The organism is Stenotrophomonas sp. 80084_Sma (assembly GCF_056481995.1).
Genome location: NZ_CM151177.1, coordinates 865,745 through 889,613, shown reverse-complemented (window position 1 = coordinate 889,613; position 23,869 = coordinate 865,745). Strand labels below are relative to the sequence as shown.

At 66.0% G+C, this 23,869-nt stretch carries 20 protein-coding genes; 8 read left to right on the top strand and 12 right to left on the bottom strand.

Annotation, left to right across the window (positions count from 1 at the left end):
* Positions 1–166: 166 nt before the first annotated feature.
* Positions 167–2,329 (bottom strand): S46 family peptidase, encoded by a 2,163-nt coding sequence (locus tag ACZK3W_RS04075; protein ID WP_125895369.1) that lies wholly within the window; start codon positions 2,327–2,329, stop codon positions 167–169.
* Positions 2,330–2,728: 399 nt separating this feature from the next.
* Between ACZK3W_RS04075 and tdh the strand changes: the two genes are divergently transcribed.
* Positions 2,729–3,751 carry an L-threonine 3-dehydrogenase gene (gene tdh, locus ACZK3W_RS04070; RefSeq protein ID WP_010483949.1) on the top strand — a complete coding sequence of 341 codons (1,023 nt, stop codon included), beginning with the start codon at positions 2,729–2,731 and terminating at the stop codon, positions 3,749–3,751.
* A gap of 160 nt (positions 3,752–3,911) precedes the next feature.
* On the opposite strand, the gene ACZK3W_RS04065 is transcribed toward tdh, so the two are convergent.
* A complete protein-coding gene (locus ACZK3W_RS04065) occupies positions 3,912–4,607 on the bottom strand; it encodes a TorF family putative porin (RefSeq protein WP_317218588.1) in 696 nt (231 codons plus the stop codon).
* Positions 4,608–4,813: 206 nt separating this feature from the next.
* Here ACZK3W_RS04065 and kbl point away from each other — a divergent pair, with 206 nt between their 5' ends.
* The gene (gene kbl, locus ACZK3W_RS04060; protein ID WP_005408238.1) at positions 4,814–6,022 is read left to right on the top strand and encodes a glycine C-acetyltransferase; all 1,209 of its coding nucleotides are present in this window, start codon (positions 4,814–4,816) and stop codon (positions 6,020–6,022) included.
* An 84-nt stretch (positions 6,023–6,106) separates the two neighbouring features.
* Here kbl and ACZK3W_RS04055 read toward each other — a convergent pair whose 3' ends face one another.
* The 4 genes from ACZK3W_RS04055 to ACZK3W_RS04040 all read right to left on the bottom strand — a co-directional run bounded on the left by ACZK3W_RS04055 (position 6,107) and on the right by ACZK3W_RS04040 (position 9,176).
* Positions 6,107–6,442, bottom strand: a complete 336-nt coding sequence (locus ACZK3W_RS04055) for a hypothetical protein (protein WP_049422606.1) — start codon at positions 6,440–6,442, stop codon at positions 6,107–6,109.
* Positions 6,443–6,527: 85 nt separating this feature from the next.
* Entirely contained in the window at positions 6,528–7,337 is an 810-nt protein-coding gene (locus tag ACZK3W_RS04050) for a pseudouridine synthase (protein WP_125895370.1), read from the bottom strand.
* A gap of 20 nt (positions 7,338–7,357) precedes the next feature.
* The gene (locus ACZK3W_RS04045; protein WP_010483956.1) at positions 7,358–7,864 is read right to left on the bottom strand and encodes a hypothetical protein; all 507 of its coding nucleotides are present in this window, start codon (positions 7,862–7,864) and stop codon (positions 7,358–7,360) included.
* Positions 7,865–8,084: 220 nt separating this feature from the next.
* The gene (locus ACZK3W_RS04040) at positions 8,085–9,176 is read right to left on the bottom strand and encodes an OmpA family protein (RefSeq protein ID WP_010483958.1); all 1,092 of its coding nucleotides are present in this window, start codon (positions 9,174–9,176) and stop codon (positions 8,085–8,087) included.
* Between the two features lie 357 nt (positions 9,177–9,533).
* On the opposite strand from ACZK3W_RS04040, the gene ACZK3W_RS04035 reads away from it, so the two are divergent.
* From ACZK3W_RS04035 to ACZK3W_RS04015, 5 genes are all read left to right on the top strand, one after another.
* On the top strand, positions 9,534–10,553 hold the full coding sequence (locus ACZK3W_RS04035; protein ID WP_293799233.1) for a zinc-binding alcohol dehydrogenase family protein: 1,020 nt from the start codon (positions 9,534–9,536) through the stop codon (positions 10,551–10,553).
* A gap of 203 nt (positions 10,554–10,756) precedes the next feature.
* A complete protein-coding gene (yczE, locus tag ACZK3W_RS04030) occupies positions 10,757–11,386 on the top strand; it encodes a membrane protein YczE (protein ID WP_253146072.1) in 630 nt (209 codons plus the stop codon).
* 106 nt (positions 11,387–11,492) lie between these two features.
* On the top strand, positions 11,493–13,523 hold the full coding sequence (locus ACZK3W_RS04025; RefSeq protein ID WP_478450498.1) for an FAD-dependent oxidoreductase: 2,031 nt from the start codon (positions 11,493–11,495) through the stop codon (positions 13,521–13,523).
* Positions 13,524–13,819: 296 nt separating this feature from the next.
* Positions 13,820–14,278, top strand: coding sequence for a cell wall hydrolase (locus tag ACZK3W_RS04020; RefSeq protein WP_004154513.1), 459 nt, complete (start codon positions 13,820–13,822; stop codon positions 14,276–14,278).
* 84 nt (positions 14,279–14,362) lie between these two features.
* Positions 14,363–14,974 (top strand): glutathione S-transferase N-terminal domain-containing protein, encoded by a 612-nt coding sequence (locus tag ACZK3W_RS04015; RefSeq protein WP_478450497.1) that lies wholly within the window; start codon positions 14,363–14,365, stop codon positions 14,972–14,974.
* Between the two features lie 67 nt (positions 14,975–15,041).
* Here the strand turns inward: ACZK3W_RS04015 and ACZK3W_RS04010 are convergent, their stop codons facing one another.
* From ACZK3W_RS04010 to ACZK3W_RS03985, 6 genes are all read right to left on the bottom strand, one after another.
* Entirely contained in the window at positions 15,042–16,097 is a 1,056-nt protein-coding gene (locus tag ACZK3W_RS04010; protein WP_125895962.1) for a suppressor of fused domain protein, read from the bottom strand.
* Between the two features lie 46 nt (positions 16,098–16,143).
* Positions 16,144–16,647 carry a hypothetical protein gene (locus tag ACZK3W_RS04005; RefSeq protein WP_125895961.1) on the bottom strand — a complete coding sequence of 168 codons (504 nt, stop codon included), beginning with the start codon at positions 16,645–16,647 and terminating at the stop codon, positions 16,144–16,146.
* 215 nt (positions 16,648–16,862) lie between these two features.
* Positions 16,863–18,743 (bottom strand): propionate--CoA ligase, encoded by a 1,881-nt coding sequence (gene prpE, locus ACZK3W_RS04000; RefSeq protein WP_049400974.1) that lies wholly within the window; start codon positions 18,741–18,743, stop codon positions 16,863–16,865.
* Between the two features lie 668 nt (positions 18,744–19,411).
* Positions 19,412–20,026: an RluA family pseudouridine synthase gene (locus tag ACZK3W_RS03995; RefSeq protein WP_032129767.1), complete on the bottom strand. Its 615-nt coding sequence runs from the start codon at positions 20,024–20,026 to the stop codon at positions 19,412–19,414.
* A gap of 121 nt (positions 20,027–20,147) precedes the next feature.
* The gene (locus ACZK3W_RS03990) at positions 20,148–21,134 is read right to left on the bottom strand and encodes a malate dehydrogenase (protein WP_004153634.1); all 987 of its coding nucleotides are present in this window, start codon (positions 21,132–21,134) and stop codon (positions 20,148–20,150) included.
* A 118-nt stretch (positions 21,135–21,252) separates the two neighbouring features.
* Positions 21,253–21,744: a peptidylprolyl isomerase gene (locus tag ACZK3W_RS03985; RefSeq protein ID WP_004153629.1), complete on the bottom strand. Its 492-nt coding sequence runs from the start codon at positions 21,742–21,744 to the stop codon at positions 21,253–21,255.
* Between the two features lie 273 nt (positions 21,745–22,017).
* Between ACZK3W_RS03985 and typA the strand changes: the two genes are divergently transcribed.
* Positions 22,018–23,865, top strand: a complete 1,848-nt coding sequence (gene typA, locus ACZK3W_RS03980; RefSeq protein WP_032129766.1) for a translational GTPase TypA — start codon at positions 22,018–22,020, stop codon at positions 23,863–23,865.
* Positions 23,866–23,869 lie beyond the last annotated feature (4 nt).

Here is a 23,869-nt window from a genome sequence, read left to right as displayed (position 1 = left end):
CGGCGCACCGGGCCGGGCCGGGCATGAAAAAACCCCGCGACGTGGGTCGCGGGGTTTCGGAAACTCCGGCTATCTGGTCGAGGTTGCCGGCCAGCGGCCGGCACTACCCTCGGTACAGGCAGTAGATCCACGCCATGCGTGGATGGACCGCCCCGAACCGCGAACCTTACTTGACCAGGTTCAGTTCCTTCAGCAGCTGCGGCGCCGGCGCCACTTCCTGCATGATCCACTGCATGTAGCGGCTGTCGACGGCGATCATGCGGGTCATCACCGGGTCGAACACCCAGTTGGAGCTGACCGATTCCCAGTTGCCATCGAAGGCCAGGCCGACCAGCTTGCCGTTGGCATCCAGCACCGGCGAACCGGAGTTGCCGCCGGTGATGTCCAGGTTGGACAGGAAGTTCACCGGCACCGAACCAATGCGCTTGTCTTCCAGGCCGCCGTAACGCTTGGCCTTGACCGCATCGAGCAGCGCCTTCGGCGAATCGAACGGATCTTCACCGGTTTCCTTCGCCGCCACGCCTTCCAGGGTGGTGAACGGGGTGTACTTCACGCCGTCCTTGCCATAGCCCATGACGTTGCCGAAGGTGATGCGCAGCGACAGGTTGGCATCCGGATAGACGAACTCGCCCTGGCTCTTCTTGTAGTCGGCCACGGCCTGCAGGTACAGCGGGCGGGCGGTCAGTGATTCGCCTTCGCGGATCTTCTTCTGCTCTTCCTGCTTCAGCAGTGCCGGCATGACGGCCACGGCGTACTGGATGGCCGGATCGCTGCTGGCTTCAAACGCGGCACGGTCGGCCTTGAACCACTTCAGGCGATTGTCCAGGCTGCCCAGCTCGGTGCCGCCCAGCTTGTTCACCAGCGACTTGACCGCAGCGGCATCGCTGCCGGCCAGCCACTTGTTCAGCACTTCGTTGTCGCGCTGCGCGGCCGGCAGGGCCACGTACTGGTCCAGCCAGTAGGTCTGCAGCTGCTGGTCCATCTTCGCCACGTAGCGACGGTCCATCTGCTTCAGGCCACCTTCGATGGTGGTCAGGTCGCGTTCCTGGTAACCGGCTTCGCGCTCGGCATCCGGCTTGCTGCGTTCGATCGACAGGCGGTACAGGGTGATCGCTGCGCCAACGGCCGAGGTGTTGTTGAACTGGCCGACGAACAGGTCGCGTTCGCGGGTCGACTTGCTGGTATCCAGATGCTTGAGCAGCTGCGCGTGGGCGGCCAGGGCCGGCTTGCCGGCAGCACCCTGCTTCTTCAGCCAGGCCAGCACGGCGGCTTCTTCAGCCTGCTTCTGGCCGGCGGCGTCGATGCGCTTGAAGCCTTCCAGCTGGCCCAGGTAGTTCTTGGCCACGTTGTTCATGCTGGCGGCGGTCGCTGCGTACTTCACCTTGACGTCGGCGTCGGCCTTGCCGGCGTCGGCGATCATTTTCAGCACTGCGTTGTAGTGCTTGGCGATGGTCGGGTAGGTGAAGCTGGCGGTTTCGTTGAACTCACCGGCCAGTGCATAGCGGTTGGTGCGGCCCGGGTAGCCGGCCACCATCACGAAGTCGTCTGCGCCCAGCGGCTGGTCGGCGAACTTCAGGAAGTGCTTGGGCTGGTACGGCACGTTGTCGGCGGCGAAGGCGGCCGGCTTGCCGTCCTTGCCCACATAGGCCCGGTAGAACGAGAAGTCGCCGGTGTGGCGCGGCCACATCCAGTTGTCGACGTCGCCGCCGAACTTGCCGACGCTGCCCGGGGGCGCGTAGACCAGGCGCACGTCCTTGATTTCCATGTTGCGGAACAGGCGGTAGGTGTTGCCGCCGGAGAAGCTGTACAGGCGGCAGCGGAAGCCGGCATCGGCTTCACAGGCGGCGACCTGGGCCTTGTCGAAGGCGTCCAGCGCGCGGCTGCGGGCCAGCGGATCGTTGCCGGCGCCAGCAATGGCGGCCTTGGCCTGGGCGGTGACGTCGGTGATCTGGTCGAGCACGAACACGCGGGCGTTCGGGCCGGCGCTCAGTTCGTCCTTCAGGGTCGGCGCGTTGAAGCCGTCCTTGATCAGGTTCTTCTGCGCGGTCGAATTCAGCTGGATGGCGCCATACGCGCAGTGGTGGTTGGTGACCACCAGGCCCTGCGGCGAGACGAAGCTGGCGGTGCAGCCGCCGAGGGCGACGACCGCGCCCATCGGGTCGCCGGTCAGGTTGGACAGTTGTTCCGGGGACAGCTTCAGGCCGGCCTTCTGCAGCGGACCGGCGATTTCCGGCAGCTGCTGCGGCACCCACATGCCTTCAGCGGCATGGGCGACCTGGGCCAGCCCGAGGCTGGCGACGATGGAGAATGCAAGCAGGTTCGAGCGCATGGAGCGGCCCCTGGTAGTGGAACCTTCGATTGTAGCCCGCCGCCCTGCCCCGCCCCGAACCCCGGAAGTCATGGGCCTGCTTCTTGCTCTGCCACGCGCACGTCGGCCGCGCACACGGAAATCGTCCAGAGGGGGCGTGGTCACCCTGGACGGGACCGTTGGCGCCATGGATGGCGCCATCGAGCACCATGGAGGGGCTTTTGCGTGTCCTGGCCAGGGTGACCACGCCCCCTTTCCCGGATCAGGGAGGCGCCGCTGTTCGCAGCACGTTCGAAACGCCCGCCAACACACGCCTTTCGTTCCGCCACTGCACCCGCAGCGCAACATGGGAAATCCGCGCGGCACCCTATAATCCGCGCTTTCCCCCTGATGAGTTCCACCCCGATGGCGCAGCAAACGATGAAGGCCCTGGTCAAGCGCGAAGCGGCCAAGGGCATCTGGCTGGAAGAAGTTCCGGTTCCGACCCCGGGCCCGAACGAGGTCCTGATCAAGCTCGAGAAGACCGCGATCTGCGGTACCGACCTGCACATCTACCTGTGGGACGAGTGGAGCCAGCGCACCATCAAGCCGGGCCTGACCATCGGCCACGAATTCGTGGGTCGCGTCGCCGCACTCGGCTCGGCCGTGACCGGCTATGAAATCGGCCAGCGCGTCTCGGCCGAAGGCCACATCGTCTGCGGCCACTGCCGCAACTGCCGTGGCGGCCGCCCGCACCTGTGCCCGAACACCGTCGGCATCGGCGTCAACGTCAACGGCGCCTTCGCCGAGTACATGGTGATGCCGGCCAGCAACCTGTGGCCGATCCCGGACCAGATTCCGTCCGAGCTGGCCGCGTTCTTCGATCCGTACGGCAACGCCGCGCATTGCGCGCTGGAGTTCAACGTGATCGGTGAAGACGTGCTGATCACCGGTGCCGGCCCGATCGGCATCATCGCCGCCGGCATCTGCAAGCACATCGGTGCACGCAACGTGGTGGTGACCGACGTCAACGACTTCCGTCTGAAGCTGGCCGCCGACATGGGTGCCACCCGCGTGGTCAACGTGGCCAACCAGTCGCTGAAGGACGTGATGAAGGAACTGCACATGGAGGGCTTCGACGTGGGCCTGGAAATGAGCGGCAACCCGCGTGCGTTCAACGACATGCTCGACTGCATGTACCACGGCGGCAAGATCGCCATGCTCGGCATCATGCCCAAGGGCGCCGGCTGCGACTGGGACAAGATCATCTTCAAGGGCCTGACCGTGCAGGGCATCTACGGCCGCAAGATGTACGAGACCTGGTACAAGATGACCCAGCTGGTGCTGTCCGGCTTCCCGCTCGGCAAGGTGATGACCCACCAGCTGCCGATCGACGACTTCCAGAAGGGCTTCGACCTGATGGAAGAAGGCAAGGCCGGCAAGGTGGTGTTGAGCTGGAATTGACCCTTCGGGTCAATTCCCCCGCAGGTTTCCTTATCCCCGCGCCGTCGGCGCGCCCCCTTGAACAACAAGGAGGCTCTCCCCCAGCCGGGGTAAGGCATGCGGCTGAAATTGAAAAAGGCGCCCATTGGGCGCCTTTTTCGTGGACATCAGCGAAGGCGCATCAGTTACCGATCGCGACGGTCAGCATCACGCGGCTGTGGGCCAGCTTGCCGGAGTTGTCGCGGCCGTTGCCGTCGGTACCGTAGTAGCCCAGGCCGACCTTGGCCATCCCGAACTGGCGCTCAACGCCGACATTCCAGTCGGTGTAATCCTTGGCGATGCCGTCTTCAAACGTGCTGCGGCCGACATTGGCATTCAGGGTGAAATCCTTCGGCAGGCCCCAGCTGCCGCCCAGGCCGAAGTACCAGCCATCGGTGCTGCTGTTCCATACATCGTTGGTGTAGGCCACCGTCAGCTTGTAGGTGTCATCCAGCGTGGTGGTGGTGATCAGCTCGTTGTAGTTCTGGTGGCTGGACTTCAGGTAGGTGTAGCGGTTCAGCAGCACGTCGACGTTGACGCGCTCGGTGACGTCCACGCCGTAGCCGATCAGGTAGTCGACCTCGGTCTTCGGATCACCTGCACCGAAGTCCACGCCCGAACCCCAAACGCCGGCATACAGGCCAACCGGGCTGGTGTAGGTGAAACCGGCCTGCAGGGTCGGATCCTCGTCGGTCTGCGACACACCACGGAACAGGTAATCGGAAACAGCGGTGACGTTCCAGCTGTACGGCGATTCGTTTTCCTGGGCGCTGGCGGCGAACGGGGCGGCCAGGGTCAGGGCAGCGGCAATGGCGAGGCAGGCACGGGCGTGCTTCATGAGCGTCTCCGGTGGGGGCGGTGGCGTGGAAGGCGGGGAGCGGGCGTAGCGGCCGGAGCGGGACAGCTCCGGTTCACGAATTTTTAACCAGTTTGCTATTGCGATGCAACATGTGCCGGCCGTGGCGATGCCCCATCCGGGCCGGTCGGCAAGCGGCGATGCCCGGTAGAATCAGCGGTTTCCCCGTTCAGAGCCGTGCCCACGCCATGACCGACGCCTCCTCCGCCCTGACCCGCCACTACGCCGAGGAACTGGACGCCATCCGCGCCCAGGGCCTGTTCAAGTCCGAGCGGATCATCACCAGCCCGCAGTCGGCCGAGATCACCCTCGAGGACGGCCGCAAGGTGCTGAACTTCTGTGCCAACAACTACCTGGGCCTGGCCGACCATCCGGACCTGATCCAGGCCGCCAAGGATGCGCTGGATACCCACGGCTTCGGCATGGCCTCGGTGCGCTTCATCTGCGGCACCCAGGACCTGCACAAGCAGCTGGAGAAGCAGATCGCCGACTTCTTCGGCAAGCAGGACACCATCCTGTACGCGGCCTGCTTCGATGCCAACGGCGGCCTGTTCGAGCCGCTGCTCGGCGAGAACGACGCGATCATTTCCGATGCGCTGAACCACGCCTCGATCATTGACGGCGTGCGCCTGTGCAAAGCCAAGCGCTTCCGCTATGCCAACTGCGACATGGCCGACCTGGAAGCCCAGCTGCAGGCCGCCGACGCCGCCGGCTGCAAGACCAAGCTGATCACCACCGACGGCGTGTTCTCGATGGACGGCTTCATTGCGCCGCTGGACGAGATCACCGCGCTGGCGAAGAAGTACAACGCGCTGGTGCACATCGACGAATGCCACGCTACCGGCTTCCTCGGTGCCACCGGCCGCGGCTCGGCCGAAGTGAAGGGCGTGCTGGAAAAGATCGACATCATCACCGGCACCCTGGGCAAGGCCATGGGCGGTGCACTGGGCGGCTTCACCTGCGCCAGCGCCGAGGTGATCGAGCTGCTGCGCCAGCGTTCGCGCCCGTACCTGTTCTCCAACTCGCTGCCGCCGCATGTGGTGGCCGCCGGCATCAAAGCGTTCGAGATGCTGGCCGCCGCTGACGATCTGCGCGACACCCTGGTGGAAAACACCCGCTACTTCCGCGAAAAGATGGTCGCCGCCGGTTTCGACGTGAAGCCGGGCGTACACCCGATCAGCCCGGTGATGCTGTACGACGCACCGCTGGCGCAGAAGTTCGCCGAGCGCCTGCTGGAAGAAGGCATCTACGCGATCGGCTTCTTCTTCCCGGTGGTGCCCAAGGGCCAGGCGCGCATCCGCACCCAGATCAGCGCCGCGCACAGTCGCGAGCATCTGGACCGCGCGATCGATGCGTTCACCCGCATCGGTGTCGAGCTGGGCGTGATCAAGGGTTGATCCCCACCGGCCAAAGCGTGCCGACCAAGGTCGGCACCTACCGGGCGTGAGGGCGTGCCGACCGAGGTCGGCACCTTCCCGGCATCACTTCTTTTTCTTCTTGCCCTTCGGCTCGTCCTTGCTGGCCACCACCACCGGCTTGGCGGCAGCATCCTGGCCGTTGCCCTTGGCAACGCGGATGCCATTGGCCTTCATCCAGGCGTCGAACTCATCGGCGGTCATCTTCTTGTCGCCGTTGCTCATCAGGAAGCGGTAGCTGCCGCGACCATCCAGCTCCGGGGTCTTCACTTCCACCACCGGGGTCTCGGCCGGCGTTTCCGCCTTGGCCACCTTCTTGTGGCCACCACAGGCGGTCAGCACCACCATCGGCAGCAGCAGGCCTGCGCAGCGCAGGGTTTGGTTGAGGGTCGGGTGGTACATGGGCAGGCTCCGTTCGGGAAATTCAGCAGCCAGACGCCCCCTACGCCTGGAACGGTGGCCGGCAACCGCCGGCCGCGGGCGATGATCAGCCCGGTGCAGCGGCCCCCAGCCGCTGCTGGTCACTGACCTCCAGCACCCGCCACTGGCCCTTGCCGAGATCGCCGAGCTGCAGCCCACCGATCGCGACCCGGACCAGGCGCAGCACCTGCAGGTCGAAGGCCGCCAACAGGCGGCGGATGTGGCGGTTGCGGCCCTCGTCGAGGACCACCTCCAGCCACGCGGTCTTATCGCCGCTGCGCAGCACGCGCACAGCCTGGGCGACGAGGAACTCGCCCTCGTCGTCCACGCCGGCCTGCAGGGCCGCCAGCGTGGCGTCATCGGGCAGGCGGTCGACCTGCACGTGGTAGGTCTTCTGCGGGCCGGTCTCTGGATCGGTCAGGCGCGCGGCCCACTGCGGATCGTTGCTGAACAGCAACAACCCTTCACTGGCCTTGTCCAGGCGCCCGACCGGCGCGATCCACGGCAGGCCGGCACCATCGAAGCAGCGGTACACGGTGTCGCGGCCACGTTCGTCCTGCGCGGTGGTCACCACCCCACGCGGTTTGTTGAGCATCAGGTACAGGCGCTGCGGCGCGCCCATCGGCTGGCCATCGACCTCGATCGGCGGCGCCGGCTGCCCAATCGGGAATTCGGGATCCCGCACGATGCGGCCGGAGACGCGCACGCGGCCATCGGCGATCCAGCGCGCGGCCTCGCTGCGCGAACACACGCCGGCCTTGGACAGCACGCGCGCCAGGCCATGACGGACACCGGCGGCTGTGGCAGCGGGAGTCGCACGCCCACGCGGTGCGTGGGAGCGGGCGGCGGGGGCGGCAGGTGGGCGGCGCGTGCGCAAGCCTCTGCTCCCCGCGGTGCTTACTTCTTGTCGACCGGCTTGGTCTCAGCCGGTGCTTCGGCCGGGGCCGGAGTGGCGGCCGGAGCCGGACGCGCCTTGACCACACGCACGCCACGCGCCTTCATCCAGGCGTCGAACTCTTCGGCGGTCATGCGCTTGCCGTTCTGGCTCATGTCGAAGCGCCAGGGCGTGTTGTCGAATTCGGTCTGCGGCTTGTAGGCCGCCGGATCGTTCGGCTTCACTGCCGGGGCGCTCGGAATGGCCTTGGCGATGTTCTGGCAACCATCGATGCGCAGGCGCTGCAGCACCTGGTCCAGCGACTGCGACGGATCGTAGTTGCTGCTCAGCACGCCGGCCGGCATGCCCAGCTGGTTGCCACGGATGTAGAGCTCGTCGGCCACCGGCGCGATGGTCGTGGCCGGCAACGGCAGCGGCGAGGCGCTGGTGTTGACCGAGCAATCGACCGCAGCGTGGGCGGCGGGAACCAGGGCCAGCGCCAGGAAGGCGGCCGATGCAGAGCGCAGCATGAAGGGCATCCAGGAAAGGAAGTGACGCGGCGAGTTTAGCAATGCCGCGACAGCTTTCAAGCGCCACTTTCAATGAATACGGCAACTCATTGGTTTTACGGATAAAAACCCGACGAACGGTTGTTCCCGGACCGACGGACACGCGGATTCCGGGCTACGGAAACAACAAGACCCGGCCGAAGCCGGGTCCTGCTGTGTCCTACTGGCAGATCGTCAGAACTTAGTTCTGGACGTTCAGCTCGGTACGACGGTTCTTGGCGCGACCTTCCGGGTTGTCCGAACCATCCGGGTTGGTGTTCGGAGCAATCGGACGGCTCTCGCCGTAGCCGATCGGGCCGACCAGGCGACCGGCGTCAACGCCGTTCTTGGTCAGGTAGTTGTACACGGCGGTAGCACGACGCTCCGACAGCTTCTGGTTGTAAGCGTCGGTACCCTTCGAGTCGGTGTGACCGGCAACTTCAACGCGCAGATCCGGGTAACGCTTCAGGATCTCGGTGGCTTCGCTCAGGATCGCCACGGCGTCCGGACGCAGGTTCGACTTGTCGAAGTCGAAGTTGACGCCCTTCAGGTCGATGGAGACCGGCACCGGGCAACCGTCCGGACCGATGGTCTGACCCGGCTGCGAGTTCGGGCACTTGTCGTCGCAGTTGTTGACGCCGTCACCGTCGTCATCCAGGTCGGCGCAGCTCGGGGCAACCGGAGCCGGAGCCGGAGCAGCCGCGACCGGAGCCGGGCCCAGCGGGATCACGACGCCGACCGAAGCCAGCACGTCACCGAACCAGTCTTCCTTCGGAGCGGCAACGCTCTGGTCGTCGAAGTCAGCGCGGTAGGCCACTTCGGCGCGGACAGCAACGCGCTTTTCGAAGGTGGTCTGCAGGCCGACGCCCAGCTTGGCGGCAACGTTGCCGTCCTTACGCTGGCGCGGACCATTGGCATTCAGCGCCGGGTACTCTTCTTCCGACTTCTGGTAGCCCAGGCCACCGACGATGTACGGGTTCCAGCCGCGGCCTTCCTTGATGAAGTGGCGACGCAGGTCCAGCGAGACGCCGTACTGCGACCAGTTCAGGTCCTTGTTCGAATCGAAGTTCGGGTTCTGATAGTTCAGCTCACCGTCCAGCGACCAGTTCGGGCTGATGAACTTGCCCAGGCCCAGGGTCACGAACGGAGCGTCATTGGTCAGACGGTCGCTGTCCTGGAAGTTGAAGCCGGCCGAACCGGTCAGGTACCAGCGGTCATCGAACTCCTGCGCCGAAGCTGCCTGGGCAAAAGCCAGGCCGCCCAGCAGCGCGGCAGTAAGGATCTTCTTGTTCATTGAGTACAGCTCCTATTTCGGGGGTATGAAACCGGTAGAGGCATGGGCCAGCACAAGTGCGTCGATGTACGACAGCCGATTCAGCACGCCACCGCCGCGAACATTATGCTCAGGCGGGTGAAGGCCATGTTAACAGTCCCGTAACATGTGAAGTGTTGCGCCCGACCGTCCGCCGGTCCGACGTTGAAACCCTATACAGGATGATGAAAATCCGCAAGACCCTCACGCTGCAAGGGTTTGACGGGGTTTAGGCGGGGAAAACGACATATTGCGCGGCGCGCTGCATCAAACGGTTCAGCGCGTCTGCGGAAACGTGAGGAACCTTATGATGGAGCCACGAACCCAGCCGGAGCCGTGATGAAAGCCGTCGCCCTGAGTCGTGAATCCGCCCCTGCCCTGTGCGATATGCACCTGCCTCCGCCGCTGCCTCCCCGGGGCCGTGACCTGCTGATCCGGGTCGAGGCGGTTTCAGTCAACCCCGTCGATGGCAAGCAGCGTGCCAGCACGGATCCGGCCACGCTCCAGGCACCCCGCGTGCTGGGTTGGGACGCTGCCGGCGTGGTCGAGGCGATCGGCGACGAGGCGAGCCTGTTTGCCTCCGGTGACGAGGTTTATTACGCAGGCGATGTCACCCGCCCCGGCTGCAATGCGCAGTACCACTGGGTGGATGAACGCCTGGTCGCGCGCAAGCCAACCACGCTGGATTTCGCTGAAGCCGCAGCGCTGCCGCTGACCACGCTCACCGCCTGGGAGCTGCTGTTCGAGCGCATGCCGCTGCGGCTGGACGATCGCCGCCACGCCGGCCAGCACCTGCTGGTGATCGGCGGTGCGGGTGGGGTCGGCTCGATGGCAATCCAGCTGGCCCGCCATGCGGGTTTCGAGGTGATCGCCACGGCGTCGCGCGAGGCCTCGGCCGACTGGTGCCGGCAGATGGGTGCCCGGCACGTGATCGACCACCGGCAACCACTTCAGGCCCAGCTGCAGGCGCTGGGCATCGACACGGTGCAGGTCGCACTCAACCTGGCCGACACCGATCACTACTGGGACGAGCTGGGCCTGCTGCTGGCGCCGCAGGGACATGTGGGCCTGATCGTCGAGCCGCGTGGGCCGCTGCGCATCGGCGATCCCTACAAAGCCAAGTGCATCGGCATCCACTGGGAGTTCATGTTCGCGCGCTCGCGCTTTGCCACTGCCGACTGCATCGAGCAGCACCGCATCCTCAGCCGCACGGCCAGCATGATCGATGCCGGCCAGCTGCGCGGCACCCTCAGTGAAAGCCTGGGCCCGATCAATGCGGCAAATCTGGACATCGCGCATCAGCGCCTGGCCAGCGGACGCACGGTGGGCAAGCTGGCGCTGGCAGGCTGGGGCGACTGAGCCAAGCTGGAACGCCGCTGTAAAGCCGAGCCCATGCCCGGCCGTGCGGTCTGATCGTAGCGTCGAGCGTGCTCGACTGATTCATCAGGAGCAGTCGAGCACGCTCGACGACACTGTAGCGGCGGATTGGTCGGCATCTGTATCTATGGAAGTGACTGAATCGGGATTACGGTGGAAACAGATTCCTCTCCCCCGAGACCGCCATGCCCACCGCCCTGCCCTTGCGCCTGCTGCAACTGATCACGGGCCTGTTCCTATACGGCTTCGGCGCCTCGCTGATGATCCGTGCGGCCATCGGCGTGGCGCCCTGGGATGTCCTGTCACAGGGCATCGCCGCGCAGACGCCGCTGTCGTTCGGCCTGGCGACCAATGTCATCGGCGCACTGGTGTTGCTGCTGTGGTGGCCGCTGCGGCAGAAACCGGGTGTCGGCACCGTTCTCAACGTGATGCTGATCGGCCCCTCCGCGCAGTTCGGACTATGGCTGCTGCCGCCGGCCGTCGGCCTTGGCTGGCAGCTGGCGATGTTCTGCGCGGGCATGCTGCTGGTCGCGCTGGCCACCGGCCTGTACATCGGCGCCAGGCTTGGCCCTGGCCCGCGCGACGGCCTGATGACCGGCCTGCATGCCCACACCGGCTGGCCGATCTGGAAGGTGCGCAGCCTGATCGAGGGCAGCGTGCTGCTGCTGGGCTGGTGGCTGGGCGGCAATGTTGGGCTCGGCACCCTCGCCTTCGCCCTGCTGATCGGTCCGCTGTGTGGTGTCACGCTGGGCTGGTTCGGGATCGGTCGCACCCCGGTAGTGCCGGCCGCTGGCCGGCAACCGCAAGCACCCTGATCTGCCCAGGATGCCGGCCAGCGGCCGGCACTACCCAAAGGCCGGCCCTTGCCCCGGCCGCCGTTTCGCGGCACGCTTCGCGCTTCCGTACGCAAGCGTATCGACAATGTCGCCAGCCAACGAAAGCGCCTACCCCCATCTGTTCGCCCCGCTGGACCTGGGCTTCACCCAGCTGCGCAACCGCGTATTGATGGGCTCGATGCACACCGGCCTGGAGGATCGCGCCCGCGACTTCCCGCGGCTGGCGGCCTACTTCGCCGAACGCGCCGAGGGCGGTGTCGGCCTGATCGTCACCGGCGGCTTCGCGCCGAACGTGGTCGGCTGGCTGAAGCCGTTCGGCGGCAAGCTGTCCTGGCCCTGGGAAGTACGCCCGCATCGGCAGCTCACCGCCGCCGCGCACCAGCACGGCGCGAAGATCTGCCTGCAGCTGCTGCATGCCGGCCGCTATGCCTACCACCCGCTGTCGGTGGCGCCGTCGAAGCTGAAGGCACCGATCAACCCGTTCACCCCGCGTGCGTTGTCGGCCAGTGGCGTCGAGCGCCATATCGCCGACTACGCACGCAGCGCGAAGCTGGCCCGCGAGGCTGGCTACGACGGTGTGGAAGTGATGGGCTCGGAGGGCTACCTCATCAACGAGTTCATCGCCCCGCGCACCAACAAGCGCACCGACCGCTGGGGCGGCGATGCGAACCAGCGCATGCGCTTCGCGGTCGAGATCGTGCGCCGCATCCGCGAGGCCTGTGGCCCGGACTTCATCATCATCTACCGCCTGTCGCTGGTGGACCTGGTGGAGGACGGCAGCAACTGGGAGGAGATCGTGCAGCAGGCGCAGGCCATCGAGGCCGCCGGCGCGACGATCATCAATTCCGGCATCGGCTGGCACGAAGCCCGTATTCCGACCATTGCCACCTCGGTGCCGCGCGCCGCCTTCGCCGGGGTCACCGCCAAGCTCAAGCCGCATGTGAAGGTGCCGCTGGTGGCGACCAACCGCATCAACATGCCCGACGTCGCCGAGCGCATCCTCGCCAGCGGCGGTGCCGACATGGTGTCGCTGGCGCGTCCGCTGCTGGCCGACCCGCAATGGCCGAACAAGGCCCGTGCCGGCCGCGCCGAGGCAATCAACACCTGCATCGCCTGCAACCAGGCCTGCCTGGACCACGTGTTCGAGAACAAGCTGGCCAGCTGCCTGGTCAATCCGCGCGCCGCCCACGAGACCGAGCTGGTCTATCGCCCCACCGCCACGCCGAAGAAAGTTGCCGTGGTCGGTGCTGGCCCGGCAGGCCTGGCGTGTGCCACCGTCGCTGCCCAGCGCGGCCACCAGGTCACCCTGTTCGATGCCAACGAGGAGATCGGCGGCCAGTTCAACGTGGCCAAGCGCATCCCCGGGAAGGAAGAGTTCCACGAGACCCTGCGCTACTTCCGCCACACGCTGGCCGAAACCGGCGTGCAGCTGCGCCTCGGCACCCGCGCCGATGCCGCCACCCTGGCCGGCTTCGACGAGGTGGTGCTGGCCACCGGCATCACCCCGCGCAAGGTCGACTTCCCCGGCGCCGACCACGCCAAGGTGGTCAGCTACCTGGACGTGCTGCTGGGCCGGGTTGAAGTGGGCACCAGTGCGGCGATCATCGGCGCCGGCGGCATCGGCTTCGATGTCGGCGAGTACCTCAGCCACGCCGGTGAGTCCCCCTCCCTCGATCCGGAACGCTGGATGGCCGAATGGGGCGTGGACAGCGCGTTCGAGGCCCGCGGCTCGCTGGGCCGGCCCGAGGTCGAGGCATCACCGCGTCGGCTGTGGCTGCTGCAGCGCAGCCCGGGCAAGCCCGGCGCGCGACTGGGCAAGACCACCGGCTGGATCCACCGCGCCACGCTGAAGGCCAAGGGCGTGCGCATGCTCGGTGGCGTCGAGTACCTGGGCGTCGATGACGAAGGCCTGCGCATCCGCGTGGAAGGCAGCGAACAGCTGCTGCCGGTCGACCATGTGGTGATCTGCGCCGGGCAGGTACCGAATCGTGCATTGCAGGCCGAACTGCAGGCCGCCGGCATCAACGCGCAGCTGATCGGGGGTGCCGATGTAGCGGCCGAACTGGACGCCAAGCGGGCCATCGACCAGGGCAGCCGGGTCGCCGCCGCGCTCTGATGAGCGCCTGAATGGGGGGCGGAATGTGATTTCCGTCACCCCTGCCGAACCTGAATGTCAAGCCGAGCGGTTCACGATGCGTTCGGCTATCCCCCCTACCTTGCGCCATCTTTCCGCTCACCAGCCAGTTTCCGGTGAGCCGGCGCAGCCCCTCGATCGGTACTGATCGTTTCTTTTGGGGCTGCCCACGGGGCGGCCCCGATGGCCGCCTCCCCATGACGCCAAGTCGTACCCCGCCTCCTGTCGCCCCCGCGGCCGGAACCGGAGCGTGCGGCCCATACGGAGCAAGGAGTTATATGAAACTGGCCTGGATTCTCTGGCTGTCGCAGTTGTTGCCTCAGCCGGCCGCTGATTCATTGTGTTTGAGCACCACCGTTTACCTGGAAGCCCGCGACCAGACCCTGCGTGGCCAGCAGGCCGTCGCCGAGGTCGCCCTGCGCCGCCTCGACAGTGGCCTGTGGGGCGACTCCATGTGCCAGGTGGTCACCGCGCGCAAGCAGTTCGCACCGACCATCGTCTCGCCCGGCACCCAGCTGGGCAATGATGCGGCCTGGAGCGAGGCGATGAACGTGGCCTTCGACGCCGAGCGCAACTGGGCGCTGCCGGCCGGCGAGCGCCGCGAGATCGTGCCCGGTGCCAGCCACTTCGCCGCGCTGTCCATTGCCAGCCCGAACTGGCGCAATGCCTACCAGGTGGCCACCATCGGCGATCACACCTTCTATAAGGTGCAGAACCTCAAGCCACGGCAGTCGTAACGATCCGTGCTGGCGGCAGCGTTGCCGCCCGCCGCCAGGCTCTGGGATAGTGGGCGCTTCCCGCCCGCATCACCTGGAGTTCCCATGAAGCTGTACAGCAAGCCCGGTGCCTGTTCCACCGCCGACCACATCGCCCTGCAGTGGACCGGCCAGCAGTTCGAGGTTGAACTGCTGAACAAGGACACCCTGAAGGGCCCGGAATTCCTCAAGATCAATCCGGCCGGTGCCGTCCCCGCACTGGTCGACGGCGACTTCGTGCTGCTGCAGAACGCCGCGATCATGGGCTATATCGCCGACAGCTTCCCGCAGGCCGGCCTCGGCGGCGACGGCAGCCCGCGCCAGCGCGCCGAAGCCACCCGCTGGCTGGCCTTCGTCAATTCCGATGTGCATCCGGCCTTCTCGCCGCTGTTCGCGCCGGGCAAGTTCATCGCCGACGAGAGCCAGTTCGATGCGATCCGCGCCGCCGTGCACAAGCGCCTGCGCGCCCTGTTCGAGACCGCCGACAAGCAGCTGGCCGACAAGCCGTGGCTGGCCGGCTTCCGCAGCTTCGCCGACCCGTACTTCTACATCACGCTGCGCTGGGCTGCTGGCACCAAGGTCGACCTGTCCGGCCTGGACAACCTGGCCGCCTACAAGGCGCGCATGGATGCCGATGCCGGCGTGCAGGCCGCGCTGAAGGCCGAAGGCCTGGCCTGAGCCAGACCATGGGTCGGAGCCGTCTGCACAGCAGACGGCTCTGCCCCCATCGGTGCAATCGCCACACTCAGCCGATCTGGCGGATCACTTCGCCCTTGGCATCGCGCAGGTAGGTCGGCACCACTTCGATGCGCAGCGCCGCCGCCACCGGGTAGATGCCGCGCTCGGCACGCACGCCCGCCAAGGCTTCCAGACCCGTCTCGTCCAGTGCCCAACGCGCGCTGTCGGCCGATACCTCGCCGGTTTCACCGCGCGCGGCCGGAATGAATTCCCACTGCCGCTCGCGGCTGACCAGTTCCAGCGATTTGCCGTGGCGCAGGCGCAATGGCAGCAGCTCGCACACGCTGGCCACCTGGCCCGCACCGAGCACCAGGGTGGTGACGCCCGCCTCCTGGCGCCAGTCCAGCGTCTCGATGAACAACATGCCGGTGCTGGAGCCCTCGCGCTCGCTGCCGGCCTGCACCTGTGCGGCCAATGCCGGATCCTCCAGCAGGTTGCCGCGATGCAGATCGCTGATCCACAGCGGCATCGCCGGTTGCAGCGCCTGCAGCACGCCGCGCGTCGACCAGCGCTTGACCGCTTCCATCTCCTCATCGGTCAGCCCGACCAGCTGCAGGAACTGCAGGTGGCCATTGGCAGTGTCGCGTGCGGGTAACTGCGGATCTGCGACGAAGGCCAGATGGCACAAGCGCGTGTTGGTCTCCAACGCGATCGGGCCGTTGGCATTGAGGTGGTGGCCATCCTCGAACACGTTGCCACTGCCGAACACATAGCGCGCCAGGTTCTGCAGCAGGTTCATCGGCCACACCGGCGGCGTGCTGCCGGCGTTCTCACCGACGTCGGCAGCGAGGCGGAAGGTCAGCTCGAAACCATAGCCGCTGGCGGTGGCATCACTGCTCTCCTTGGCGTACAGCTCGGAGAAGCCGTAGGTGATGTAATGCCAATGCGGTACCGGCGCATCCGCCCAGTACACGCTGATGCCATCCAGCGGATCCTGGCCACCGAGCGTGTACGGAAGCGCGGTGCCGTAGTGACGCGGCTCCTGCCCGGCATACAGCGGCGTCAGCGCCGCATTGATCGCGTCCCAGCCGGGGGTATCGGTGTCGTCGTGGTCGTCCTGCACGCGGGACTCCTTGTGGGGAAGTGAACCGATCACTTTACGCGGTGGCTCAGGCCTGCACGACCTCGCCGCCACCATTGACCACGGCCGCCTGGGTCTCCTGCCACCAGCGCTGCGCCAATGCCGGGCTGCGCGCCTTGCCCACCGCCGCCAGCAGTTCCGGGCACAGGCGTTCCAGTGCCAGCGCATCGGTGCAGCGTTCGATCTTCAACTGCATGAAATAGCCCTTCAGGCCCAGATGCCGACGCACGGCCTCACTCATCGCGTCGTACAGCTGCTGGTACAGCGCCGGGTCCTGTTCACGGCCGGTGCTGATGCTGCGCGTCGGTGCGGTTTCGACACTTCCGCCGATCACTTCAATCAGGCCCTGCGCGGCCAACTGCTCCAGTGCATCCGGCGGTGCCCGCAGGCCTTCGAACAGGCCGCGCAGTTCAGTGTCATCGCGATGGCCGTCGACCATCAGCAGGATCGAACGCAGTGCCGCCGGCAGACGCCGACCACGGTCTTCGATTTCCTGACGGCCAGCAGCCGTCTTGGCGTGCAGCAATGCCATTGCTTCCCCCTCCCTCGATGCGCAATGCCTGCGCGCCCTTGAGGGCACGCTCCCCTGTGTGCCATCCCCGGACGGCACGCGCCTTCCCCGGCGCGCACCGCGTGTTGCAGGTCGATGACAGGCCGAGCTTAGCGCAAGTGCTGCGGGTAGTGCCGGCCGCTGGCCGGCAACCTCAGGATTGATGGGGGTGCCGGACAGCGGCCGGCACTACCGGGTCAGCGTCCCAGCGCGCGGCGGATCTCCTCCAGCGCGCTGGGGTCGTCCAGCGTCGACAGGTCACCCGGGTCGCGCTGCTCGGCCAACGCCTGCAGCGAGCGCCGCAGCAGCTTGCCAGAGCGGGTCTTGGGCAAGGCATTGACCACGTGCACATGCGCAGGGCGTGCGACCGCGCCGAGCGAGGTGGTCACCGTGGCCATCATCTCGGCCACCACCGGCGCCGGATCCTCGCCATCCAGCCCCTGCTTGAGGGTGACGAACACCAGCGGCACCTGCCCCTTCAGTTCATCCTTGACCCCGATCACCGCCGCCTCGGCCACGCGCGGATGGCTGGAGATGGCCTCCTCGATCTCGCGCGTGCCCAGGCGGTGCCCGGCCACGTTGATCACATCGTCGGTACGGCCGAGGATGAAGGTATAACCATCGTCGTCACGGATCGCCCAGTCCAGCGAGCTGTACAGCAGCTCCTTGAAGTGGCTGAAGTAGCTCTGCAGGAAACGGCTGTCGTCGTTCCACACCGTGCTCATGCAGCCCGGCGGCAGCGGCGGCGACACCACCAGCACGCCCTTCTGCCCCGGTGCCACTTCCTCGCCGGTGTTCTCGTCGATCACCTTCATCCGGTAGCCGAGATTGGGGAACCCGGGCGAGCCGAAACGCACCGGCTTCATCTCCAGGCCCGGCAGCAGGGTCAGTGCCGGCCAGCCGGTTTCGGTCTGCCAGTAATTGTCGATGATCGGCTTGCCGAGCGCTTCGCTGATCCAGTGCGCGGTCGGTTCGTCCAGCGGCTCGCCGGCCAGGAACAGGTACTTCAGCGCGCCCAGGTCGTGGCGATGGATGAAGTCCGCGTCGTGCTTCTTCAGCACGCGGATGGCGGTGGGCGACGAGAACATCGTGCGCACGTTGTACTGCTCGCACAGCGCCCACCAGATGCCCGGGTCCGGATTCGTCGGCAGCCCTTCGTAGAGCAGCGAGGTACAGCCGCCGATCAGCGGGCCGTACACGTTGTAGGAATGGCCGACCGCCCAGCCGACGTCGGAGGTGGAGAACATCACCTGGCCCGGCCTGCAGTCGAACACCGTTTCCATCGACTGTGCCATCGCCACCGCATAGCCCCCCACATCGCGCTGCACGCCCTTCGGCTTGCCGGTGGTGCCGGAGGTATACAGCAGATAGCTCGGCTCGCTCGCTTCCAGCCACTGCACCGGCACGTCGACTTCACCGATCTGCGCACGCAGCTCGGCGTAGTCCACATCGCGGCCCGGCACGCGTGGTTCGGCGGCATCCAGCCCACGCGACACGATCAGCACGTGCGGCGGTGGCGACGTGGCTTCGGCGCAGGCTGCATCGACCATCGGCTTGTACGGAATCAGCTTGCCACCGCGCATGCCGGCATCAGCGGCGATCAGCAGCTTGGGCTTGGCATCGTCGATGCGCAGCGCCAGGTTGTGCGCGGCGAAGCCACCGAACACCACCGAGTGCACCGCACCGATGCGCGCGCAGGCCAGCATCGCGAACACGGCTTCGGCCATGTTCGGCATGTAGATCACCACGCGGTCACCGTGGCCGACGCCGAGGTGCTTGAGCACGGCGGCGAAGTCGTTCACTTCGCGATACAGCTGGCGATAGGTGATTTCGCGGGTGCTGTTGGTTTCGGTGGAGATGGCGACCAGCGCGAGCTGGTCGGCGCGCTCGGCCAGGTGGCGGTCGACGGCGTTGTAGCAGAGATTGGTTTCACCACCGACGAACCAGCGCCGGAACGGCGGGTTGCTGTAGTCGAGCACCTGCTGCGGCGGTTTGTGCCAATGGATGCGCTTGGCTTCCTCGCCCCAGAAGGCCTCCGGCTCGTCGATCGAGCGACGGTAGGTTTCCTCGTAGTTCATGACGCAGCCCTCCCAGACAAAGTCATGGGTTCGAGGATAGTCCGGCGCTGGCGCGCGGGCCGCCCTACCTTGGTAGGGGGTGGGGTTTTGTTCTGCAGGGCTTGCAGCCCTGCACCTGCAGAATCAACGTCAACGTCAACGTCAAAAGCGGGGCCATTGAGGGATGGCGGGGTGGGTCCGGTTGCGGGGGGCGCCGTAAATCCGTCCATGGAGGCTCGGTCGCCGCGTCCATGCGGCTCACGCCCCCGCAACCGGACCCACCCCGCCTTCGACAGTTTCCTGCGATCTGTCGGAAAGGCGTATTGCTCTGGTAGATGTCGACCTTGGTCGACTGCTCTGGTGGGTGTCGACCTTGGTCGACACGGTAGATCCACGCCATGCGTGGATGATTCATTCGATATCTGACAGAAGAATCGTGTCGACCAAGGTCGACACCTACCAACAGCCGCGCGGAACAAAGCCGCAGTTACCAACAGCCGCGGGAACCTGTCGAAGGTGGGACGGTGTCGGAGTGCGGGGTGTCAGCCGCATGGATGCGGCTGCCAAGCCTACAGGGACGTACTTGCGGCGTCCCCGCACTCCGACACCGTCCCGCCAACCCACGGATAGCCCGCTTCTGACGTTGACGTTGATTCTGCAGGTGCAGGGCTGCAAGCCCTGCCGAACCCCTAGAACGGAGTCGCGGACTCGAACGCGAGCGCCTCGCCCGTCACCGGATGGGTGAACCGCAGGCTGCGCGCATGCAGATGCACACGCTGCGCCGGCGCGGCGTCATACAGCACATCGCCAACGATGGGATGGCCGAGACTAGCCATGTGCAGGCGCAGCTGATGGCTGCGGCCAGTGATCGGTTCCAACGCCACGCGGGTGCGCTGCGCTTCAACATCACGTGCCATTACGTGCCAACGTGTCAGCGCCGGTTTGCCGCGTTCGTGATCGACCATCTGCTTCGGCCGGTTCGGCCAGTCCACGATCAACGGCAGGTCCACTTCGCCGGCATCGCCTTCAAGCAGCCCCTCCACGATCGCTTCGTAACGCTTGCCAACCTGGCGCTGCTCGAACTGCATCGACAACGCCACCTGCATGTCCTTGCCGCGCGCATGCAGCAGCAGGCCGGAGGTCACCTGGTCCAGGCGATGCACGGTCAATGCATCCGGGTACAGCGCCTGCAGGCGCGCGACCACGCAGTCCTGGTTCTCGGCGCTGCGGCCAGGCACGGACAGCAGGCCGGCCGGCTTCTCGGCCACCAGCAGCGCGTCGTCGATGTAATGCAGGTGGATCATCAGTTCCTGTATTCCTCAAACAGAAACGGGGAAGCCTGAGCTTCCCCGTTGCTGCGTACCGGCCAACGGCCGGTACCTACCTCGATGGAAGACGTACCGGCTCGCGCCGGTACCGCCTGCATCAGCCCAGCAGGTGGGCGACGCCGGCGCGCTCTTCTTCCAGCTCGGCCAGGGTCTTGTCGATGTACTTCTGGCTGAAGTCGTCGATCGGCAGATCCTTGACCAGGGTGTACTTGCCGTTCTCGGTGGTCACCGCGAAGCCGAAGATCACGCCTTCCGGAATGCCGTAGGAACCGTCGGACGGCACGCCCATGGTGACCCACTTGCCGTTGCTGCCCAGCACCCAGTCACGCACGTGGTCGATGGCTGCGTTGGCGGCCGAAGCAGCCGAGGACGAGCCACGGGCTTCGATGATCGCCGCGCCGCGCTTGCCGACGGTCGGGATGAAGGTGTTGGCGTTCCACTCCTGGTCGTTGATCGCATCGGCGATCGACGCACCATCGGCGGTGGCGAAACGGTAGTCCGGGTACATGGTCGGGCTGTGGTTGCCCCACACGACCAGCTTCTCCATGCCGCCGACCGGCTTGCCGAGCTTGGTCGACAGCTGGCTCAGCGCGCGGTTGTGGTCCAGGCGCAGCATGGCGGTGAAGTTCTCCGGCTTCAGGTCCGGGGCCGACTTCATCGCGATGTAGGCGTTGGTGTTGGCCGGGTTACCGACCACCAGCACCTTCACGTCACGGCTGGCGACCTTGTTCAGCGCCGCGCCCTGGGCGGTGAAGATCTTGGCGTTTTCCAGCAACAGGTCCTTGCGCTCCATGCCCGGGCCACGCGGACGCGCGCCGACCAGCAGGGCGATGTCGGCGTCCTTGAACGCGACTTCGGCATCATCGGTGCCGACCATGCCGGCCAGCAGCGGGAAGGCGCAGTCTTCCAGCTCCATCATCACGCCCTTCAGGGCGGCCTGGGCCTTGTCGACCGGCAGTTCCAGCAGCTGCAGGATGACCGGCTGGTCCTTGCCCAGCATTTCGCCGGAGGCGATGCGGAACAGCAGGGCATAACCGATCTGGCCGGCGGCGCCGGTCACGGCAACACGAACGGGTGCTTTCATGGGGGTTTCCTCTTGCTTGCAAGCGTTTGATGGGACGCCGCGGGCGTGGCCACGCAGGCCTGGCGGGCGGCGGGGAACAGGGAAACGGCCACCCGAGGGTGGCCGTTTCGAAGGGGGATCAGGCGGCGAGGTGCTTGTTCCACTCCGCGACGCGCTCGGCCTGGGCGGCCAGCACGGCGTCGACGTCGCCTTCCAGGGTGATCGAATGGATCACGTCGCCCTGCTTGACCGAATCGACGATGGCCTGGCCTTCCAGGACCTTGCCGAAGACGGTGTGGCGGCCGTCCAGCCAGTCGGTCTTGATGTGGGTGATGAAGAACTGGCTGCCGTTGGTGTTCGGGCCGGCGTTGGCCATCGACAGCGAGCCGACCTCGTGCTTCACGCCATTCTTCTCGTCTTCGAACTTGTAGCCCGGGCCGCCGGTGCCACGACCCTGCGGGCAGCCGCCCTGGATCATGAAGTCGGCGATCACGCGGTGGAAGATCAGGCCGTCATAGAAACCGTGCTTGACCAGGTTCACGAAGTTGGCCACGGTCAGCGGCGCCTTGTCGGCGAACAGCTCGACCTTGATCGGGCCCTGGGTGGTGTCGAAAGTGGCGATGAGGGACATGAAGATCCTTGATGCAGAGGGGAACGCGTCTAGCCACCTAGTTTACACCTGCCTCGTGGCGGCGGCGGCTTCGACCATGGGCGCAGATCCGGGCTTCAGCCACGGGACGGGGTGCCCCGTGGTGCAGGCCAGGCGGCCTCGACCGGCGCCGCGGACCGCCAGCTGAATGGGCCCCGTGACGGGCGTGAAATCCACCTTTTCGCGAATCGTCAAGTTCGACGTATAATGTTGGACTTCTTTTTCCAAATCCGGCGCCGACTGGCCCCCTTTCGTATGTCCATCGAAAATCTTCGCAACATCGCCATCGTCGCCCACGTCGACCATGGCAAGACCACCCTGGTCGACCAGCTGCTGAAGCAGTCCGGTACCCTGTCCGAGCGCACCGTCCTCGCCGAGCGCGTGATGGACAGCAACGACCAGGAAAAGGAACGCGGCATCACCATCCTGGCCAAGAACACCGCCATCACCTGGGAAGACAAGAAGACCGGCATCAAGAACCGGATCAACATCGTCGACACCCCCGGCCACGCCGACTTCGGTGGTGAGGTCGAGCGCGTGCTGTCGATGGTCGACACCGTGCTGATCCTGGTCGATGCGATGGACGGCCCGATGCCGCAGACCCGCTTCGTGACCCAGAAGGCCTTCGCGATGGGCTTCAAGCCGATCGTCGTGGTCAACAAGGTCGACCGTCCGGGCGCCCGTCCGGAATGGGTGATCGACCAGGTCTTCGACCTGTTCGACAAGCTCGGCGCCACCAACGAGCAGCTGGACTTCCCGATCGTCTACGCCTCGGGCCTGAACGGCTATGCCGGCCTGGAAGACACCGTGCGCGACGGCGACATGACCCCGCTGTACGAAGCGATCATGCAGCACGCGCCGCGTCCGGAAGTGGACCCGGAAGGCCCGTTCCAGATGCGCATCAGCCAGCTGGACTACAACAACTTCGTGGGCGTGATCGGCATCGGCCGCATCCAGCGCGGCACCCTGAAGAAGAACATGCAGGTCGCGGTCATCGACCGTGAAGGCAAGAAGCGCAACGGCAAGGTGCTGCAGGTGCTGGGCTTCATGGGCCTGGAGCGCATCGAGCAGGACACCGCCGAGGCCGGCGACATCGTGGCCATCTCCGGCATCCAGGAGCTGACCATCTCCGACACCATCTGCGCCCCGGATACCCCGGAAGCGCTGCCGGCGCTGACCGTCGACGAGCCGACCATCTCGATGACCTTCCAGGTCAACAACTCGCCGTTCGCCGGCAACAAGGACCTGTCCGGTGGCAAGTTCCTGACCAGCCGCCAGATCAAGGACCGCCTGGACCGTGAAAAGGTCCACAACGTGGCCCTGAAGGTCGAGCAGCTGGAAGACGCCGACAAGTTCCTGGTTTCCGGCCGTGGCGAACTGCACCTGTCGGTGCTGATCGAGAACATGCGTCGCGAAGGCTACGAGCTGGCCGTGTCGCGCCCGGAAGTGATCATCAAGGAAATCGACGGCCAGATGATGGAGCCGATCGAGCAGCTGGTGGTGGACATCGAAGAAATCCACCAGGGCGGCGTGATGGAAAAGCTGGGCACCCGCAAGGGCCAGCTGAAGAACATGGAATCGGACGGCAAGGGCCGTGTGCGTCTGGAGTACTCGATCCCGGCCCGTGGCCTGATCGGTTTCCAGAACGAGTTCAAGACCCTGACCCAGGGTTCGGGCCTGCTGTTCCACGTGTTCGACCACTACGGTCCGAAGGAACAGGGTGCGATCGCCAAGCGCATCAACGGCGTGATGATCGCCAATGCGCCGGGCACCACGCCGGCCTACTCGCTGGGCCCGCTGCAGGAGCGCGGCAAGCTGTTCGCTGCTGAAGGCGACAACGTGTATGAAGGTCAGCTGGTCGGCATCCACTCCAAGGACAACGACCTGACCGTCAACGCGATCAAGACCAAGCCGCTGACCAACATGCGCGCTTCGGGCAAGGACGATGCGATCCAGCTGACCCCGGCGATCAAGTACTCGCTGGAACAGGCCCTGGACTTCATCGAAGACGACGAGCTGGTCGAGATCACCCCGAAGGAGATCCGTCTGCGCAAGAAGTTCCTGACCGAAAGCGACCGCAAGAAGGCTTCGCGCGGCGGCTGAGCCA

Excerpts from the sequence above, each read along its gene's own strand:
- kbl (WP_005408238.1), top strand. The coding sequence starts at position 4,814 with ATGACCGACGCCTCCTCCGCCCTGACCCGCCACTACGCCGAGGAACTG.
- ACZK3W_RS04040 (WP_010483958.1), bottom strand. The coding sequence starts at position 9,176 with ATGAACAAGAAGATCCTTACTGCCGCGCTGCTGGGCGGCCTGGCTTTT.
- ACZK3W_RS04055 (WP_049422606.1), bottom strand. The coding sequence starts at position 6,442 with ATGTACCACCCGACCCTCAACCAAACCCTGCGCTGCGCAGGCCTGCTG.
- ACZK3W_RS04075 (WP_125895369.1), bottom strand. The coding sequence starts at position 2,329 with ATGCGCTCGAACCTGCTTGCATTCTCCATCGTCGCCAGCCTCGGGCTG.
- ACZK3W_RS03990 (WP_004153634.1), bottom strand. The coding sequence starts at position 21,134 with ATGAAAGCACCCGTTCGTGTTGCCGTGACCGGCGCCGCCGGCCAGATC.
- tdh (WP_010483949.1), top strand. The coding sequence starts at position 2,729 with ATGAAGGCCCTGGTCAAGCGCGAAGCGGCCAAGGGCATCTGGCTGGAA.
- prpE (WP_049400974.1), bottom strand. The coding sequence starts at position 18,743 with ATGAACTACGAGGAAACCTACCGTCGCTCGATCGACGAGCCGGAGGCC.
- ACZK3W_RS04035 (WP_293799233.1), top strand. The coding sequence starts at position 9,534 with ATGAAAGCCGTCGCCCTGAGTCGTGAATCCGCCCCTGCCCTGTGCGAT.
- ACZK3W_RS04015 (WP_478450497.1), top strand. The coding sequence starts at position 14,363 with ATGAAGCTGTACAGCAAGCCCGGTGCCTGTTCCACCGCCGACCACATC.
- ACZK3W_RS04025 (WP_478450498.1), top strand. The coding sequence starts at position 11,493 with ATGTCGCCAGCCAACGAAAGCGCCTACCCCCATCTGTTCGCCCCGCTG.
- ACZK3W_RS04005 (WP_125895961.1), bottom strand. The coding sequence starts at position 16,647 with ATGGCATTGCTGCACGCCAAGACGGCTGCTGGCCGTCAGGAAATCGAA.
- ACZK3W_RS04045 (WP_010483956.1), bottom strand. The coding sequence starts at position 7,864 with ATGCTGCGCTCTGCATCGGCCGCCTTCCTGGCGCTGGCCCTGGTTCCC.
- yczE (WP_253146072.1), top strand. The coding sequence starts at position 10,757 with ATGCCCACCGCCCTGCCCTTGCGCCTGCTGCAACTGATCACGGGCCTG.
- typA (WP_032129766.1), top strand. The coding sequence starts at position 22,018 with ATGTCCATCGAAAATCTTCGCAACATCGCCATCGTCGCCCACGTCGAC.
- ACZK3W_RS03995 (WP_032129767.1), bottom strand. The coding sequence starts at position 20,026 with ATGATCCACCTGCATTACATCGACGACGCGCTGCTGGTGGCCGAGAAG.
- ACZK3W_RS04065 (WP_317218588.1), bottom strand. The coding sequence starts at position 4,607 with ATGAAGCACGCCCGTGCCTGCCTCGCCATTGCCGCTGCCCTGACCCTG.
- ACZK3W_RS03985 (WP_004153629.1), bottom strand. The coding sequence starts at position 21,744 with ATGTCCCTCATCGCCACTTTCGACACCACCCAGGGCCCGATCAAGGTC.
- ACZK3W_RS04020 (WP_004154513.1), top strand. The coding sequence starts at position 13,820 with ATGAAACTGGCCTGGATTCTCTGGCTGTCGCAGTTGTTGCCTCAGCCG.